Origin of the sequence: Psychrobacter sp. JB193, from assembly GCF_002285555.1 — a bacterium.
GTDB lineage: Bacteria > Pseudomonadota > Gammaproteobacteria > Pseudomonadales > Moraxellaceae > Psychrobacter > Psychrobacter alimentarius.
On record NZ_NRGY01000001.1, the window covers coordinates 1,134,244 to 1,151,333 of the forward strand.

At 43.1% G+C, this 17,090-nt stretch carries 17 protein-coding genes; 9 read left to right on the forward strand and 8 right to left on the reverse strand.

Going from position 1 to position 17,090, the window contains the following annotated elements:
* The first annotated feature begins 174 nt into the window (after positions 1-174).
* The 3 genes from ileS (at position 175) to CIK80_RS04970 (ending at position 4,469) form a co-directional block, all read left to right on the forward strand.
* Positions 175-3,018, forward strand: a complete 2,844-nt coding sequence (ileS, locus tag CIK80_RS04960) for an isoleucine--tRNA ligase (RefSeq protein ID WP_095569068.1) — start codon at positions 175-177, stop codon at positions 3,016-3,018.
* The gene (gene lspA, locus CIK80_RS04965) at positions 3,011-3,637 is read left to right on the forward strand and encodes a signal peptidase II (RefSeq protein ID WP_095569069.1); all 627 of its coding nucleotides are present in this window, start codon (positions 3,011-3,013) and stop codon (positions 3,635-3,637) included. Before ileS ends, lspA begins: the two co-directional genes overlap by 8 nt.
* Positions 3,638-3,938: 301 nt before the next feature.
* Complete coding sequence (locus CIK80_RS04970; protein ID WP_095569070.1) at positions 3,939-4,469, forward strand: O-acetyl-ADP-ribose deacetylase; 531 nt, start codon at positions 3,939-3,941, stop codon at positions 4,467-4,469.
* A gap of 167 nt (positions 4,470-4,636) precedes the next feature.
* Here CIK80_RS04970 and CIK80_RS04975 read toward each other — a convergent pair whose 3' ends face one another.
* Entirely contained in the window at positions 4,637-5,296 is a 660-nt protein-coding gene (locus CIK80_RS04975; RefSeq protein ID WP_095569071.1) for a DUF1294 domain-containing protein, read from the reverse strand.
* A 142-nt stretch (positions 5,297-5,438) separates the two neighbouring features.
* Positions 5,439-5,756 carry a hypothetical protein gene (locus CIK80_RS04980; RefSeq protein WP_095569530.1) on the reverse strand — a complete coding sequence of 106 codons (318 nt, stop codon included), beginning with the start codon at positions 5,754-5,756 and terminating at the stop codon, positions 5,439-5,441.
* A gap of 287 nt (positions 5,757-6,043) precedes the next feature.
* On the opposite strand from CIK80_RS04980, the gene CIK80_RS04985 reads away from it, so the two are divergent.
* Together CIK80_RS04985 and CIK80_RS04990 are read left to right on the forward strand one after the other, a co-directional pair.
* Positions 6,044-6,541 carry a peptidylprolyl isomerase gene (locus CIK80_RS04985; protein WP_095569072.1) on the forward strand — a complete coding sequence of 166 codons (498 nt, stop codon included), beginning with the start codon at positions 6,044-6,046 and terminating at the stop codon, positions 6,539-6,541.
* Positions 6,542-6,591: 50 nt separating this feature from the next.
* Positions 6,592-7,632 (forward strand): aldo/keto reductase, encoded by a 1,041-nt coding sequence (locus CIK80_RS04990; protein WP_095569073.1) that lies wholly within the window; start codon positions 6,592-6,594, stop codon positions 7,630-7,632.
* Positions 7,633-7,889: 257 nt separating this feature from the next.
* On the opposite strand, the gene CIK80_RS04995 is transcribed toward CIK80_RS04990, so the two are convergent.
* Complete coding sequence (locus CIK80_RS04995; RefSeq protein WP_095569074.1) at positions 7,890-8,690, reverse strand: lysophospholipid acyltransferase family protein; 801 nt, start codon at positions 8,688-8,690, stop codon at positions 7,890-7,892.
* Between the two features lie 439 nt (positions 8,691-9,129).
* On the opposite strand from CIK80_RS04995, the gene hflX reads away from it, so the two are divergent.
* From hflX to CIK80_RS05015, 4 genes are all read left to right on the forward strand, one after another.
* Complete coding sequence (gene hflX / locus CIK80_RS05000; protein WP_095569075.1) at positions 9,130-10,596, forward strand: ribosome rescue GTPase HflX; 1,467 nt, start codon at positions 9,130-9,132, stop codon at positions 10,594-10,596.
* Between the two features lie 308 nt (positions 10,597-10,904).
* The gene (locus tag CIK80_RS05005) at positions 10,905-11,339 is read left to right on the forward strand and encodes a CidA/LrgA family protein (RefSeq protein WP_095569076.1); all 435 of its coding nucleotides are present in this window, start codon (positions 10,905-10,907) and stop codon (positions 11,337-11,339) included.
* 16 nt (positions 11,340-11,355) lie between these two features.
* On the forward strand, positions 11,356-12,045 hold the full coding sequence (locus CIK80_RS05010) for an LrgB family protein (protein WP_095569077.1): 690 nt from the start codon (positions 11,356-11,358) through the stop codon (positions 12,043-12,045).
* Positions 12,046-12,395: 350 nt separating this feature from the next.
* The gene (locus tag CIK80_RS05015) at positions 12,396-13,208 is read left to right on the forward strand and encodes a lytic transglycosylase domain-containing protein (RefSeq protein WP_095569078.1); all 813 of its coding nucleotides are present in this window, start codon (positions 12,396-12,398) and stop codon (positions 13,206-13,208) included.
* Between the two features lie 189 nt (positions 13,209-13,397).
* Here CIK80_RS05015 and tsf read toward each other — a convergent pair whose 3' ends face one another.
* From tsf to CIK80_RS05040, 5 genes are all read right to left on the reverse strand, one after another.
* Positions 13,398-14,279, reverse strand: a complete 882-nt coding sequence (gene tsf / locus CIK80_RS05020) for a translation elongation factor Ts (protein ID WP_062843833.1) — start codon at positions 14,277-14,279, stop codon at positions 13,398-13,400.
* 203 nt (positions 14,280-14,482) lie between these two features.
* Complete coding sequence (gene rpsB / locus CIK80_RS05025) at positions 14,483-15,271, reverse strand: 30S ribosomal protein S2 (protein ID WP_087042132.1); 789 nt, start codon at positions 15,269-15,271, stop codon at positions 14,483-14,485.
* A 457-nt stretch (positions 15,272-15,728) separates the two neighbouring features.
* Positions 15,729-16,178 carry a chemotaxis protein CheX gene (locus CIK80_RS05030; protein WP_095569079.1) on the reverse strand — a complete coding sequence of 150 codons (450 nt, stop codon included), beginning with the start codon at positions 16,176-16,178 and terminating at the stop codon, positions 15,729-15,731.
* A 38-nt stretch (positions 16,179-16,216) separates the two neighbouring features.
* Complete coding sequence (locus CIK80_RS05035) at positions 16,217-16,666, reverse strand: chemotaxis protein CheX (protein ID WP_062843830.1); 450 nt, start codon at positions 16,664-16,666, stop codon at positions 16,217-16,219.
* Between the two features lie 30 nt (positions 16,667-16,696).
* Positions 16,697-17,059 (reverse strand): response regulator, encoded by a 363-nt coding sequence (locus tag CIK80_RS05040; RefSeq protein ID WP_062843829.1) that lies wholly within the window; start codon positions 17,057-17,059, stop codon positions 16,697-16,699.
* Positions 17,060-17,090 lie beyond the last annotated feature (31 nt).

Below are 17,090 nucleotides of genomic sequence, written 5' to 3' on the forward strand. Positions count from 1 at the left end.
AGACAGCCTTACTTTATTTTTAACATACCATCGCTTTTAGCGCACTATTGCTTTTAAAGCACTTTAGCACCATAAATAAGAGCACCACGATTGAGCAGTAGGCTGAGCATTTGAACTTATTTCAATATTGAACCTATCTTTTCACCCACTTCTACCTTTTAAAAAGACACCTTTATGACTGATAAAAGTACTGATACACCAAGCCACGATTATAAAGACACCTTGAACCTTGCCGATACACCATTTGCGATGCGGGCAAATCTTGCCAAGCGCGAGCCTGATTGGTTGGCTGCTTGGGAAGCGGATGACGTATACGGCAAAATTCGTCAGGCACGCGCGGGTGCGCCCAAGTATATTTTGCACGATGGCCCTCCATACGCCAACGGTCAGATTCACTTGGGTCACGCGGTCAATAAAGTACTCAAAGACATTATCGTTAAGTCAAAAACGCTGTCAGGTTTTGACGCGCCATATGTCCCTGGTTGGGACTGTCATGGCCTGCCCATCGAACAAAAAGTTGAAGCCAAAGTCGGCAAAGTTGGCCAAAAAGTCTCAGCAACTGAATTCCGTGGCCTTTGCCGTGAATACGCCAGCACGCAGATTGAACTGCAAAAGGCGGATTTCAAGCGTTTGGGCGTGTTTGGTGATTGGGACAATCCTTATCTCACGATGAATTTCCATCAAGAAGCCAACATCGTACGTGCGCTTGCCAAAATTCATGAAAACGGTCACGTGACTCGTGGTATGAAGCCTGTCAATTGGTGCTTGGACTGTAGTTCTGCCTTGGCAGAAGCCGAGGTTGAATACCAAGATAAAGTCTCTGACGCCATCTATGTCAGCTTTGATGTGCTTGATACCGATAAAGTTGCAGCTTTGGCTGAACTGGATAACATTGCCGCTGTTATTTGGACAACCACGCCTTGGACCTTGCCTGCCAACCAAGCCATCTCAGTACATCCTCAGCACGACTATAGTGTGGTCGCTACTGAAAAAGGCAATTTGCTCTTGGCAGCTGACTTGGTCGAGACCGCTCTGACTGAGCTTAAATTGGATAACAAAGGCATTCTTGCGACGGTAGCCGGACGCGAGCTTGAAGGTCTGCGTGCTCAACACCCACTCATTGCAGAGCGTCAAGTGCCGCTTATCTTAGGTGAGCATGTGACAACGGATAGTGGTACAGGTCTGGTACATACCGCACCTGGTCATGGTCTCGACGATTATATTGTGGGTCTAAAATATAACTTACCAGTGGAAAACCCAGTAAGTGGTACGGGCGTCTACCTAGACAGTGCAGCGGTATTTGCGGGTGAGCATATTTATAAAGCCAATCCAAAAATCATCACCGCCTTACATGAGAATGGTCATTTAATCAGCCATACCAAGATTGAGCACAGCTATCCGCATTGCTGGCGTCATAAGTCGCCGATTATCTTCCGCGCAACGCCGCAGTGGTTTATCAATATGGAAACCAAAGGTTTGCGTGAGCGTGCGCTTGCCGATATCCCAAAAGTCAACTGGACACCAGCTTGGGGTCAGAACCGTATTGAAGCGATGATGAATGGTCGTCCTGACTGGTGTATCTCACGCCAGCGCACATGGGGCGTGCCGATCACTTTCTTTACCCATAAAGAAACGGGTGAGCTGCATCCAAACACGCTTGAGCTGATGGAAACGGCGGCACAACAAATCAATGAGGGCGGCGTAGAAGCATGGTTTGATGCCAGCTGTGAAGATTTCTTGGGCAGTGAGGCGGCTGATTATGATAAAGCCACTGATACGCTAGACGTGTGGTTTGATTCAGGTACGACGCACTTTGCTGTGCTTGAGCAGCGTGAAGAGCTGACCAACCCAGCCGACATGTACTTAGAAGGCTCAGATCAGCATCGCGGTTGGTTCCAGACCTCTTTGCTAACGTCTGAAGCCATGTATGAGCGCCCACCGTTCAAGCAAGTATTGACTCATGGTTTTGTGGTCGATGAAAACGGTCGCAAAATGAGTAAATCTCTAGGCAACATCATCACGCCCCAAGAAGAGATCAACAAAACGGGCGCGGACATGCTACGTCTGTGGATTGCCTCAAGCGACTATCGCTATGAGATGGCGGCGAGTAAAGCGTCATTTAAAGGTGCAACAGATCAATATCGCCGCATCCGTAATACCTTGCGTTTTTTGCTGGCCAATACTGATGACTTTGATCCAGCGACCAACAGCGTCGATGTTAATGAGCTTGTGAGCTTGGATAAGTTTATCATTGAGCGAGCCAAAACAGTACAAGCACAGATCATCAGCGCCTATGATGCGATGGACTTTCACCAAGTCACCCAGCACGTAACGGCGTTTTGTTCGCAGGATTTGGGCAGCTTTTATTTGGATATCATCAAAGACCGTCAGTACACCACGCAGAGAGATGGTCAGCCGCGCCGCTCTGCGCAAACGGCTATTTATCACATCGCCCATGCCTTGATCCGCTGGATCACACCAATCTTGTCATTCACCGCGCAAGAAGCTTGGGAAGTATTGCATGGCGCTGACAGCTACGTGTTCACTGAAGAGTGGTACACCTTCCCTGAGTTCGCGCTTAGCGATATCAGTGCTGATGATTGGCAACGAATCATGCTGGCCAAAGACATGGTCAACAAAAACATCGAAACAGCACGTGGCGAAAAAATCATCAATGCCAACTTGTCTGCCGATGTCAGTTTGTATGCTGATGGTGCGATGCAAGAAAGCTTAGCCAAGCTTGGCGAGGAGCTTCGTTTTGTCCTTATTACCAGCAAAGCAACCCTTCAACCAATGAGTGCCGCTCCTGCTAACAAAGTTGTCTTGGATGAGCAAACCGACAGCGATACAGAAGCATCAGCAGACTTAGTGGTCAATGTAAGTGCCGCTACTGGTACTAAATGTGTGCGCTGTTGGCATATCCGTGATGACATCGGTACAGATAGCGCACATCCTGAGATTTGCAGTCGCTGTGTGACCAATGTCAGTGGTGATGGTGAGGTGCGCCACTATGCCTAATTCATCAGAGAACAATCTACCCCCAGTCGATGTCGATAATTCGCCCAAACCTGCCCATGCAACAACGGGCAGCTCAACCACGCCAAGAAGCCGCTTGACCAAAACGCCAAAAATGATTGCTAATGGCAGTCGCGCGTTTATGTGGTATTTGTTGGCACTGGTGGTCGTAATTATCGACCAATGGACGAAGTGGCTGGCTGAAACCAACCTGACCTTTCATGAGCCAGTACCTGTCATTGAGCCTTTTCTCAACTGGACGCTCGCTTACAATTATGGCGCAGCCTTTAGCTTTTTGGCAGATGCTGGCGGTTGGCAAAAGTGGTTTTTTTCAGGCTTAGCGCTTGTCATGGCGTTGTTTTTGATAGTTTATCTCATCAAAGCGCCTCGCAAAGCCACGCTGCTCTCTGTCGGATTGGCGATGGTACTTGGCGGTGCGGTTGGTAACTTGATTGATCGTTTGCTACATGGTCATGTGATTGATTTTATCCATGTGCATAATGCGGACATTTGGCATTATCCAATCTTTAATATTGCTGATATGGGTATTAGCATTGGCGTGGCATTCATTGTCATTGATATGCTGTTTTTAGAAAAAAAGCGTGAAATGCCACAGTCATAAGAAAATAACGTTTATATATACAAAAGGTGGGTTACGTATTCGTAACCCACCTTTTTTTTAGCGGTTCATTTTGATGATGCAAGACAATAGGTTTTATTATTCACATAAAAGTATTTAAAAATCACAACTTTTTATACTCATACAATATACAAGCAAATGACAGCGACTAAATTAGAATATATAGGAAAAAACTGGAAGACATCAGAAAAAGGACGTTTTATATGACACATAATCAGCCACCCCTATTTTCCAAAAGCAAATTAATACGCTTGATGACACTAATCATGAGCACCTTGAGCCTATCGTTACTTTAACCGTATTAAAAGCGGACATTACCACGTTAAGTGTCGATGCCATCGTCAATGCTGCCAATTCAAGTTTGCTGGGTGGCGGCGGCGTGGACGGTGCGATTCATCGCGCTGCAGGCCCTGAGCTGATTGAGTATTGCCGCACGTTGAATGGCTGTGAGACTGGCGATGCCAAAATAAGTCCAGCGTTTAACTTGCCTTGTCAGTATGTGATTCATACGGTCGGCCCTGTCTGGTATGGTGGCAATAATAACGAAGCAGCTTTGCTTGCCAGCTGTTATCAAAAATCTTTAGCATTAGCGACTGAGCAAGGGCTTGCCAGTATTGCTTTTCCGTCAATTAGTACAGGCGTCTATGGTTATCCATTAAAACAAGCGACTGAGATAGCAATTGATACTGTGAGGGCATTTGTATTAAGCAGTCTTAAACAAGCGCATACGTTCTCAATTCGTGAGGTGATATTTTGCTGCTTTTCGGACAAAGATGCTGCCGTCTATAAACAAGTATTAGAGCAGAAGCAATAAGTGGATTTTTAGAATTGAACTACTAAAAAATAAGTGCAGGGCTACTGATATAAATTTTACGTAGCCTTTGTCTGCGTAGGTACAGCAAGTAAGGAAAACTTATACCAGTAGCACGTCGTCATCAATGTAACGATGTCATATCGAACGGATTATGTAATCGGTAATGTCTACAATAGGCCTTTTAAAAATTCTAAGCCGCCACCCGACAATACAAACAAAAAACCTGCCATATTGATGACAACGGTCAAATAATAGGTCAATCGAAACTCTGGTTTTTGTGACTTATGACGTAAGTAAGTTTGCGCCACCATTGCCCCAACCCAGCCGCCAAGCGCACTCATTAAATGCAGTGTAGACTCAGGTGTGCGCCAGTCGCCGCTTTGCGCTGCTGCCTTGTCTTTGGCATATATCGCATAGGTAATAACACCCAACGCTGCGTACCAAGCCACCACCAGCCAGCTTATTTTATGAGTGACCATCAATAAGATTAAGACCGCATAGAATCCAGCACCGAGTAACAAGCGCTTTTTTTGTCCCGCTTCAAAATCTGCTTGCGCGCTACGTTTGGCATTACGCTGACGTATTTGCTGGTTTTTTTGTGCCATTTTTTGCTGTACAAATTGCAACTCTTGCACGTCTTTTGCCTGCAAGCGACCTTGATTATCTCGTCCAACAGTAAACACGACCTGCTCACCCACCTCAGGACGACGGCGCGCTTTAAACTCATTGATATGAAAAAAAACGGACTCACCGTGCTCAGTATCAATAAACCCAAAACCTTTGTCATCTTGCCACTTTTTTATGTGACCTTGTTGCTTGTTTGCCATATCTACCTGCTTTTTATTATTAGTCGTTACTATGGATAGTATAGCTTGTTAATCAACTCATAAAAAAAGCCAAGAGTAAACTCTCAGCTTGTTTAGATCGGGCATGAAAGTATTTTAGATACTTATCATTAAAACAAAGACATTAACGACACTTTTTTTGTTCATATAGATTGGTCAAATTAGCACGGCGTTCTTTTGCAGCGTCAATAGCTTCTTCTGTATTAGAGTAAGTACCAATCAATGCTGGCCAAAATAATACTGCCGCGGCTACATTCTTGCCCGTAATTTTACGCTCAGCACGCGCATCTTTTTCAAATTGTTCAGCTTCTTCAATTTCACTAAGAATTTGTGTACATGACAAGTTGACATCGCTTACTTTTTTAGTCTGTACGACATGAGGAGTCGCACAACCTTGGGCTAATAATGCAAATACACCGATTACTAAAATAGCTTTTTTCATGGTCATCTCAAAGTTGTTTAAATTGAACCTTATAGAATAAAGTTCGCTGTTTTAACGAATAAAAAACATTTATATACAAAATAGAAACATAAGTCAACTTAAATTTACTTTCGTCAGTAATCAGTGAGGTTTTATTTCAGTAATTAAATGGCTAATATATATGTTTCATACTCTCCCCGTGATATAGCGGCATGTAACATACTGACTATGCTAGACTATTTATCTGCTATAAAAAACAGTTTCTAGTTCTAATCTATTTAACATAATTCACAAAAGAAATGATAACTATGACCGATTCGCAATTTATTAATCCCAATGAAGACACACGTATCACTTACGGTAGTCTTGTGAAGCTGCATTTTGAGGTTTCGCTAGAAAATGGTACGGTGATTGACTCAACCTTTAGCCGCGACACTCCTGTCAGCTTAACGATTGGTGATGAGAGCTTACTACCAGGCTTTGAACAGGTTTTGATGAATCTACGTGCCGGTGACACACGAACGGCCCATCTTGAGCCAGAGCAAGCATTTGGCGAATGGAATCCTGATAACATCCAGCATTTTAGCCGTCCTCAATTTGCGCTGGTCGCTGACAATCCTGAAATCGGTATGATGGTAGAGTTTGAAGACAAAGGCAAAAACACCTTGCCTGGTACGATTAGCGCCATTGATGACGAGGAAATCGAAGTCGATTTTAATCATCCTCTCGCTGGACAAGACGTGCTGTTTAAAGTAAAAGTCTTTAAAGTGACGCCCCCTGGTGTTACAAGTATAAAGTTAATGTAGCCTTCCAAACACCTAATAAACTATAAAACGAATGCTAAAAGGATACTTGTATGCAATATACAACATTGCCCCAAATCGATGAAAAAGTTTCTAAAATCTGTCTTGGCACCATGACATGGGGTCAGCAAAATACAGAGTCTTACGCCCATACACAAATGGATATGGCACTCTCTGAGGGCGTGAATTTTTGGGATACGGCTGAGATGTATCCTTCGCCACCGGACAAGGACAAGCAAGGTGATACCGAGCGCTTCATGGGTACATGGTTTAATAAAACCAAACAGCGTGACAAAGTCGTTCTTGCCAGCAAAATATCACCGATGGACTTTTTGCGTGATGGGCAAACGCGCTTTAATGCCGAACACATCAGTAGCGCTATTGATGGCAATTTAGAACGTTTGCAAACTGACTATATTGATATTTATCAGCTGCATTGGCCTGAACGCCAAGCCAACTTTTTTAGTCAACGCGGTTATACTGAAGAAATGGCGGCCCAATCGCTAGACGACTTAACGCCTTTTTTAGAAACCATACAGGCGTTAAATGATGAAATTAAAAAAGGTCGTATTCGTGCTTATGGATTGTCAAATGACACTGCTTGGGGTCTGATGCGCTATCTTTGGGAAGCAGACAAAAACGGCCTCATCGCTCCTCTTACCGTTCAAAATCCTTATAGTTTACTAAACCGTTTATATGAAGTTGGCATGGCTGAAATAGCTCATCGCGAAAACGTTGGACTACTGGCTTATTCGCCACTCGGATTTGGCGTTCTGTCTGGTAAATACTTGGGCGGTAAACGCCCCGCTGGCGCCCGTCTTACCATGTACGATCGCTTTGCCCGTTATACCAACGATCAAGCCGTATCAGCCACTGAGCAGTATGCCGAAATCGCCGCAGATGCTGGTTTGGACATGGCGCAAATGGCATTGGCCTTTGTCAATTCACGTCACTTTGTGACCAGCAACATCATTGGTGCAACAACGACGGAACAGCTTAAATCCAACATCGATAGTATCAATGTCACCTTAACGTCAGACGTGTTAGACGCGATTGAAGCGGTACATGCTCAGCATCCTAACCCGTCTCCATAGGTTAATATAGTTAAAAAATTTTAAAGTCGCTACCGTATTGCTGGTGTAAATTTTTTGCCGCCTCTGTCTGCGAGGGCACAGCAAGCAAGAAAAATTTGTACCAGCAGTACGTGTTGTAGCGATATTACTTTTCACTAACTATAGTTACCTGTAGAACTTTTAATTTTGAATTGGTTATAGTAAAAAAGGCGCAAACCGCGAGTATTATCATTGCGGTTCGCGCCTTTTTTGTGCTTATTTTTGAATAAAAAAAGACTCTACACGTTCAACTCTGTTGTTAGCACCCGAGAATGCAACTCCGACAATCCTTCTTGCATACGTGCTTGCAGCAAATTGGTCAATTGGCTTTTATTTAGACCTTTGGGATCTATTGGCTCAAGTGGTAACACATAAGCGGTGACGTCTTTACTATCCAGCACCTTTTTCAGACTCTGCTTCATGGTCAGCTTGCCATAATAAGGTAACGCATCACTCAACGTGCCGTCTTTATTGACATACGCAATCACAAGCGGACGCACAGGCACATCAGCATCGATGGCGGCTTGTAGCAAAGTACCATGAATACGTTTGACCTTTTTACCATCGGTCGTGGTTGCTTCTGGAAAGAAAATGACCGAAAACCCTTCGGTTAGAAAGCTGGCAATTTGCGTGGCAACCGAACCTGCGTCTCCGGATCCGCGCTCAATGAACACTGTACCCGCCGCATGCGCCAACTTCCCAAATATAGGCCAGTCACCGATCTCAGCTTTGGATAAAAAGAAAGCTGGGCTAAGCGTACCCACTACTGGTATATCCATCCATGACACATGATTAGATACCCATAAGCCATGAAGCTGTTGTACGGGCTCAACGGCAACAACCTCTACCCCAAAAGAGCTGGCCATTTTGCGACAAAAGGTTTGGATGTAGCGTGGTAGCGTTTCGCGTGGTGGCTGTTTAAAAGCCCCAATGCGTTGGGCGGCGCGTAGTCCACCAGCGATCGTCGTGGTCATACCAGCGATTTGTTTGCCGCGACCCAATTGCTGTTTGAGTGAAAAGCCTGACTTAGATTGACTCATCTGTGCCCCTCGTGGTTAAAAAACTTGTGATTATATATCTAAAACGAGCGCCATGAGTATAACAAAATTCGCTCAATCAGTGATGATTTGTGCACTGAATTATAAACTGCTTTTGTGAATATTGCTTCTGTGAATAAAAAAGGCCACCTCTTTCTTCCAACGCTTATTGTTGATAAAAACGCCAATAAGATAATCAACCTCTCCAATGACAAAGCATTCACTTATCAACTCTGTAACATAAAATCATCACTAATTGTCTCAATACGCTTTAATATCAATCAATAAGACCACATATAAACAGCTATCTGAACGCTGCGTTACTATTTTGATGCATTGATTACAGGCTTAATAGAATGAAAAATCTCATTCTTTTGAATGCTGTATTATCAGGCACTAGTATTGTGGCGATTTATTTACTTTATTGAATAGGTGATACTCTTTGGATTATTTTGAAAGACATGAAGGTGGCGAACGCGCCATCATCGTACATTTAGACATTCGTCAGATTCAAGATCCTGATGACTTGAGTGAGTTTGAGTTATTGGCAGATTCGGCAGGCGCAGATCGTTTGGCGCTGGTTACAGGCTCACGTCAAAGACCTGATGCCAAATACTTCGTGGGTAGCGGTAAAGCAGAAGAGATAGCAGAATTGGTTCGCGAGCATGATGCTGATATCGTCCTTTTCAATCATAGCTTATCGCCTTCTCAAGAGCGTAATATTGAAGCGCTGGTCAAATGCCGCGTGCTTGACCGTACCGGTTTAATTTTAGATATCTTTGCTCAGCGTGCCCGTACTTACGAAGGTAAGCTACAGGTAGAACTTGCTCAGCTCAATCATTTATCGACACGTTTGGTACGTGGTTGGACCCATTTGGAGCGTCAAAAAGGTGGTATTGGCTTACGTGGACCGGGTGAGACTCAGCTTGAGACGGATCGCCGCTTACTACAGACTCGCGTCAATCAGTTAAAAAGCAAGTTAGAAAAGGTACGTCAAACACGTGCCCAAGGCCGGGCGCGCCGCCAAAAATCTGATGTACCGACCATTTCGCTCGTGGGTTATACCAATGCGGGCAAATCGACTCTATTCAATCGTTTGGTTGATGAAAACATTTATGCAGCCGACAAGCTATTTGCCACGTTGGATCCGACATTACGCCGCTTAGATTGGCAGGGTGTGGGACGGGTTGTTTTGGTAGACACTGTTGGTTTTGTTCGTCACCTGCCACATGAGTTGGTCGAATCATTTCATGCCACGCTAGAAGAGACGTTAGAGGCGGACTTGCTGCTACACGTGATTGATTCGTCTAGTGAAGACATGCATGAACAAATTCAAGCAGTAAAAGACGTATTGGCTGAAATTGATAACGATGTACCAGTACTCAATGTTTATAACAAAATTGATTTGACCGATGAACCTGCGCATATTGGTTATGCGAGTGAAGGTAAACCCAACCGCGTTTATGTGTCTTCTAGAGAAAATCTCGGTATGGAAGGTCTAACACTTGCCGTTCAGCAGCTGCTGACCGGTAAGTTGACTACCTTCGATTTGACCTTACCTTATAGTGCGGGTCACTTCAAAAACACTTTGTATGAGCTGGGCGTTATCTTGGAGGAGAGCTACGATGATAATGGTCATGAGTGCTTGACCATTCGTTTGCCAAGCGAGCGCTTACGACAGCTGCTTGGGCAAGCCGACTTAGATCCTTTAGAGGTATTGCCACTAGCGCAAGCAACCTTGCTGATGCCAGTCCTTGAAGAGTTCGAAAAATCTGATGATGAAGAAGAGCAGACGTTAACGGAAGCAGAAGAACAGGCCTTTGATGAATTTAATTCGCTAAATACCACTACTGCCAACTCAGACGACACTGGCACAAAAGCAGCACCTATTACTGATTCTCAGATTTAAGTAATGATATACTAAGCAATGCCTATTATTTGAAATAGCTGTCGCAGTCACACCTAGACGATATCATTTGATATCGTCTTTTTTGTTTTGCCGTTTTTTATCTGATATATCGCTTTTAGTTTTCATATCTTTTTAAGATAATAGAGGACGCTGCTTTTTTATAGACTTTATTAGTCTATCTGCTCTCTATATAATCGTTCGTAGGTGGCTTAATAAAGCTTAATTTATTAAATGCATTTTTTAGAGCAAGAGCGTTTCTTTTGAATCGAATACCTGCACTATCTATATTTGACTTGGCCAGAATCTTTATGAAGTCTACTCCCTCATCCAGTTTACCTTTATGGCTAGCTGTCATAATCACACTGGCAATAGTCATATTCGTTCGTGAGTCGGCAGTGATTATTTGTCAGTGGGCAGGTATCGAAAAAGCGGCCAATATTGTTGGCTTGATCGCGATGTTTATCATTTTAATCATATGGCGATTGCTCAAAGGCCTACCTAGCTGGTTGACGCATGCCAGTAATACCTTGCTTGTCGATAGTGGCTTTGCTTTCTTGCCAGTTTCTGCTGGAGCAGGACTGTTGCTGTTTGCCTTAGGAGATGAGCTATGGGGCGTGATACTCACGATGATTATCAGTACGTTGATTCCACTTTGGGGACTGGCCATACTTGCCAATCGTTGGTTAAATCATAAAAACGATAGTGATAGCACCACCATCGATCAGCAGAAGGGACAGCTGTGAGCTGCGGGGAGATGTCATGATTACTGATAACGTGTTGCTAACTACGCTTGCCGCCATATTACTGACCTTAGCGGCTCATGTGATTGCTCGAGTATTGGCACGCAAGCTGTCATGGTTGCCGATGGTCATTACCGCCCTTGTCTTGGTGCTTGTATTCTTGTTTTTATTGCAATGGGATTATAATCATTATTATAGTGCTGCCAAGCCTGTATTTGATCACCTATTAGGATACGTCACCGTACTACTAGCAGTCCCCTTAGCAGCGATGAACTTTAAAGGATTACCGATCAAAAAGCTTACGCTGATCGTTGTCCTTGCAAGTGCTATTGGTGCTTTATTACCGATGTCATTGGCGTACCTTATGTCATTAAGTCACGACACCATATTGGCCTTTGCTACTCGTTCAGTGACCACGCCTATTGGTTTGAGTGTGGCAGATTTGATTCGAGCGCCATTGCCAATGGCAAACTTGATCATTATTGTCTCAGGGCTACTTGGTGGTACTTTAGCGCGTTTCTTATTTCGCGGTATCGATGATGATCGAGCCAAAGGGTTGGCACTTGGATTGGCAGCTCATGCGTTTGGCACGGTAGAGGCATGGCAAATCAGCCATACCGCTGGGCGTTATGCTGCTTTTGGACTGGCGGTAAATGGCTTGGTTACTGCGGTTTGGGTGCCTATTTTCATTGGGGCGCTCAGTGGTTAAGTAAATGGATATGTTAGGTCCACTTATTTCTATTTTTTAAGCTTATTCGTTTACTGACATATCTGATCCCAATATCATGTTGATTTGTTTATAGTTATTTAGTAGATAATATTTATATTTCGCGCTTATTTTGACAATCAAATGTGTTGAAAAGTTATTATATGTTATAGTAAGCCACTATTATTTTTTGTATCTATCGCAAGTGGTTTTTAGTTAGACGTGATTTTTGTTAGGTGGCTATATGCCTTATAGCTGCAAAATCCTACAAACATAATGACCGCTTAAATGCGCAAAAAAACACGCCTATAAGCAAAGAGATTTGCTATTACTCTATAAAAAGTGATGACCCTATGATAAATATTGCAACCTTAGTTAATCGCTGCTTACCTCCTGCCCTACTCACCACTCTTCTTCTATCTGGTTTTTCTACTGCTGCCCAAGCAGGCAATATGTATATTTATAAAGACAAAGGTGGACAAGTTCTCCTTACCAACGTCAATCCAAGTGGTAATTTTGATAAATTTACGAAAAAAGTAAAAGTCACTTACTACAAAGACTCTAAGATGTATGACGGCAGTAATAGCAGCAATAATTATGGTAGCAGTGCTGCCAGTAATAGCAGTAGCCGTAACGCGTATGACAGTTATATCCGTGCGTCTGCTGAGCGAAACGGTGTGGATCCCGCACTCATGAAAGCCATGATGCACACAGAGTCGGCATTTAATCCGAATGCACGTTCGCCTGTCGGGGCACAAGGACTTATGCAATTGATGCCTGCCACCGCTCGTCGTTTTAATGTGAGCAACCCTTGGAACCCAGCTGACAATATAGAAGGCTCTGCTAAGTACATCGCATGGCTCATGCGCCGCTTCAATAATAATGTCGAACACGCTGTGGCTGGCTATAATGCTGGTGAAGGCAACGTCGATAAATACGGTGGTATCCCTCCTTTTAAAGAGACTCGTAATTATGTCCAAAGAGTGATGAGTCGCTACCATAGCCTGTACAAAAATGATGCTGGGCTTTCTGGTGGAGGTATGAGTGCCAATAATCAGACGACAAACAGGACTATGAGTGACGGCCTACAAAATGTCAGCTATGCAACTGGTAGTAACATCAACAGTGCCAGTTATACCAATTCGGCTTATGCAGCACTACGCTAAACTCAGTTTTAAAGCCTGAAGCCAAAACTTAAAATCCGAACACAAAAAAGCCCGTTAATTGATTAACGGGCTTTTTCTTATTTTACTGAGCAGCTTTATCTTATAGGTATTACATGAAAGATAAAGCCAAACTGCGAATGTTAAATAACTTGCATTCAACATTCTTAGTCGTTTTCAGTAAATTAATACTTACTTGTTAGCAGCCTGAGTTGCAGCAACTTCAGCGGCGAAATCTTCTTGCTTCTTCTCGATGCCTTCACCAACTTCTAGACGTTTGAAACCAAGTACTTTTACGCCTTCAGCTTTTAGGACATCACCAACTTTTTTCTCGTTGTCCATGACGTATGGCTGACGTAGAAGAGTCACTTCTTCTAGGTATTTACGCAGACCACCTTCGATCATTTTTTCAACGATATTATCAGGCTTGCCAGACTCTCTAGCTTTCGCTTCGATGATGTCTTTTTCGCGTGCTAATAGGTCAGCTGCAACGTCTTCGTCAGCAACCGCAACAGGATTGAACGCAGCGATATGCATCGCAAGGTTCTTACCAGTGTCAGCATCGCCACCTTCATAAGAAACGACCACACCGATACGTAGGCCGTGACGGTATGAAGCAATGTTATTACCCTCTAGGGTTTCAACACGGCGAATCTGAATGTTCTCACCGATTTTTTGTACCAATGATACACGTGCTTCTTCAACCGTTTGACCATCTCCATAAGGCAATTCAGAGATAGCAGCAACATCAGTGACGTTGTTTTCTAATGCAAGATTGGCCACTTTTTCTGCAAACGCAGTAAAGCTATCATCTTTTGCAACGAAGTCAGTTTGGCAGTTAACTTCTAACAAGAATGCTTTGTTATCGCCTTGTGCGATGATGATAGCGCCGTCAGCTGCGATGTTACCCGCTTTTTTAGCTGCTTTTGCTTGACCAGATTTACGTAGGTTATCAATGGCTACTTCAACATCACCATTTGACTCTTCTAACGCTTTTTTACATTCCATCATGCCAAGACCAGTACGGTCACGCAATTCTTTTACCATTTTGGCAGATACTTTTACTTCTGACATAAGAGTTACCTCAGTATTGTTATGTATGGGAGTGCTTAACTTATACTTAATATATTTGCTATCTATCAATAAGAAGGCATGACGAGTAAAACTACATCATGCCTATTATAAGCTTACTTATACGCTGTTAATAACCTGTTATGAATAGTGACAAATAAATCATCAAACTATCCTGACAAAGTTAAACCCTTTGGGTCAGCTATTTATTCTGCTGGAGTTGCAGCTTCTTCAGCGTCAACTGATGCTTCTTCAGTAGCAGGCTCTTGCTCAGCTTTACCGCCAGCTTGAGTTTGTGCATATTCTTTACCAGCAATGATTGCATCAGCCATAGAAGTTACATATAGAGATACAGCACGGATTGCATCATCGTTAGCTGGAATGATGTAATCAACATTGTCTGGGCTAGAGTTTGTATCAACGATACCGATAACTGGGATACCCAAGTTCTTAGCTTCTTTGATAGCGATCGCTTCGTGATCTACGTCTACAACGAAGATAGCGTCAGGTAGGCCGCCCATGTCTTTGATACCGCCCAATGAACGCTCAAGTTTCTCCATGTCACGAGTACGCTCTAATGCTTCACGCTTAGTCAGCTTAGCAAAAGTACCGTCTTCTGATTGCTTTTCAAGTTCTTTTAGACGGTTGATTGACTGGCGTAGTGTTTTCCAGTTAGTCAACATACCACCTAACCAGCGATGGTCAACGTATGGCATGCCAGCACGAGTCGCTTGCTCACGAACGATACCACTTGCAGCGCGCTTAGTACCAACGAACAATACTTTGTTTTTCTTAGCCGCTAAGCCATTTACGTAAGTCAATGCTTCGTTAAATGCTTTTACAGTGTGCTCTAGGTTGATGATGTGAATCTTGTTACGGGCACCAAAAATATATGGACCCATTTTTGGATTCCAAAAACGTGTTTGGTGACCAAAGTGAGCGCCAGCTTGTAGTAGGTCGCGCATTTCGATTTTGGTTGGATTCTTTGTAGCCATGTTAAAATGTCCTATTGATTGGGTTATGCCTCCACATCACAAAAACTGCCTATCTAGCGACACGCATCTGCCAATAGTGAGTGCTCGTTGAGACCACACTACCCTGTTGCAAATTAATCAAGTCGCCAAACACCCAGCAATTTTTTGCCATGATGTGTGTGTCATTGGTTGGTTTAAAAAAAGCTATTGTCTGATCTAAGAAAAACTTAAATCCAAACGATAAAAAGAGTGATGAAAATAGCTGTGCCGTATTTTATCATATAATCTATTCAAATCTCCAGCAGTTTATCGTTGTGGTCTTCTCCAGATAGACATAAGATATAAAGGAATTAAATGACAAAAAGCGACACAGAGTGTGTCGCTTTTTTTAGTGGGCAATTTGTGCTTAGATAGCTCATACTTAATCAATTTATTCAGGCAATCATTGAGTTTTAGAGACTATAAAGCTGAGTTTAGATTAGGCAATACAGATCCCAATCATGGCCTTGTAATTACGCCAAGTGAATGGGGTAATATAGCTTTGACGGTCTTTTGGTAGATAAGACACGCTAGGAGCACCTTCAACGATGTGCGGCGGTGAAATAATAAACTCTGACCCAAATTCAGTACGAGCATTACCAGAAATAGTATTGGCCATTTCACCCAACAAATCTTTCATCATCGTGATAGAAGAGTCCGGCTCTTCCATCACTTTTATTACCTCTCGTAACATGACGCTAGGCGCACTCACATACACACAGCCCTCAAGAGGCCCTGATATCTTAATAATACCGCTATAATCATAACCTATAGCGCTCCTATTATGGCTTAGATACGGCGTATCAATGTCTACTTCTGAGCCATCAATCTGTACAAAAAATGCGTTAATTGAGCTTAAAAACACGCCCAGCTTTTCTATTTTAACCATAATATATTAATATCCATCTTTATTACGCGGCAGGACAGTTAGTCCTGCAAACAAACTACGATCTCGCCAACTTGAGCATGCCAAGTGATGGGAATGATAAAAGAGCGCTCATCATTCGGCAGTACGATACTTTGCGGAGAGCCCTTGAACACGAATGGCACAGAAATATGAAACTCTGAACCGAATTCTTTGCGTGCATTACCTGCGATCGTATTGGCGACTTCACCAGCCAAATCTATGTAGTTCTCATCACTTTTATCGGTTTCACCCATATTGTCTAATATAGAAGACAACAACTGATGGGTTGCCGAAAAATATACCACGCCTTTTTGTCCACCAGATATACCAATCACGCCAGTATAATCATGAACTTTGGGCTGTTTATTTTCTAACAAATATGGGGTATCAGCGACAAGCTCTTCTCCCCCAAATTGATTAAAATAATTACTAATAATGCTTAAAAAAATCTGTAGTTTTTGTTCTTTCATAATCACATCTACTTAGGTCGTTGAATAGTATTAGTCTTGCATCAGCTCATACAAAGCCTCCACAAGCTCCTCCTCTGAAAATGGCTTACATAAAAAGCCGCTTGCACCCAACGACAACGCCTCAATACCTGTAGATTTATCAGACAACGCTGATACCACTAAGATACGGACGTCAGGATCAATCGAGATGATTTTTTCAATACATTCAAGACCATCCATTTGCGGCATGGTCAAGTCCATAGTGATCACATCAGGACGATGTATATTAAATTTTTCAATGGCTTGAACACCGCTGGTGGCCGTAGCAACCAACATAAAATTTCCTGAATCATACGCGCGCTGAATACGGTTTCTGATAATGTTCGAATCATCAACAATCATTAACTTATGCATAACTTATCTATTACCTTTAATAAAGTGCTTG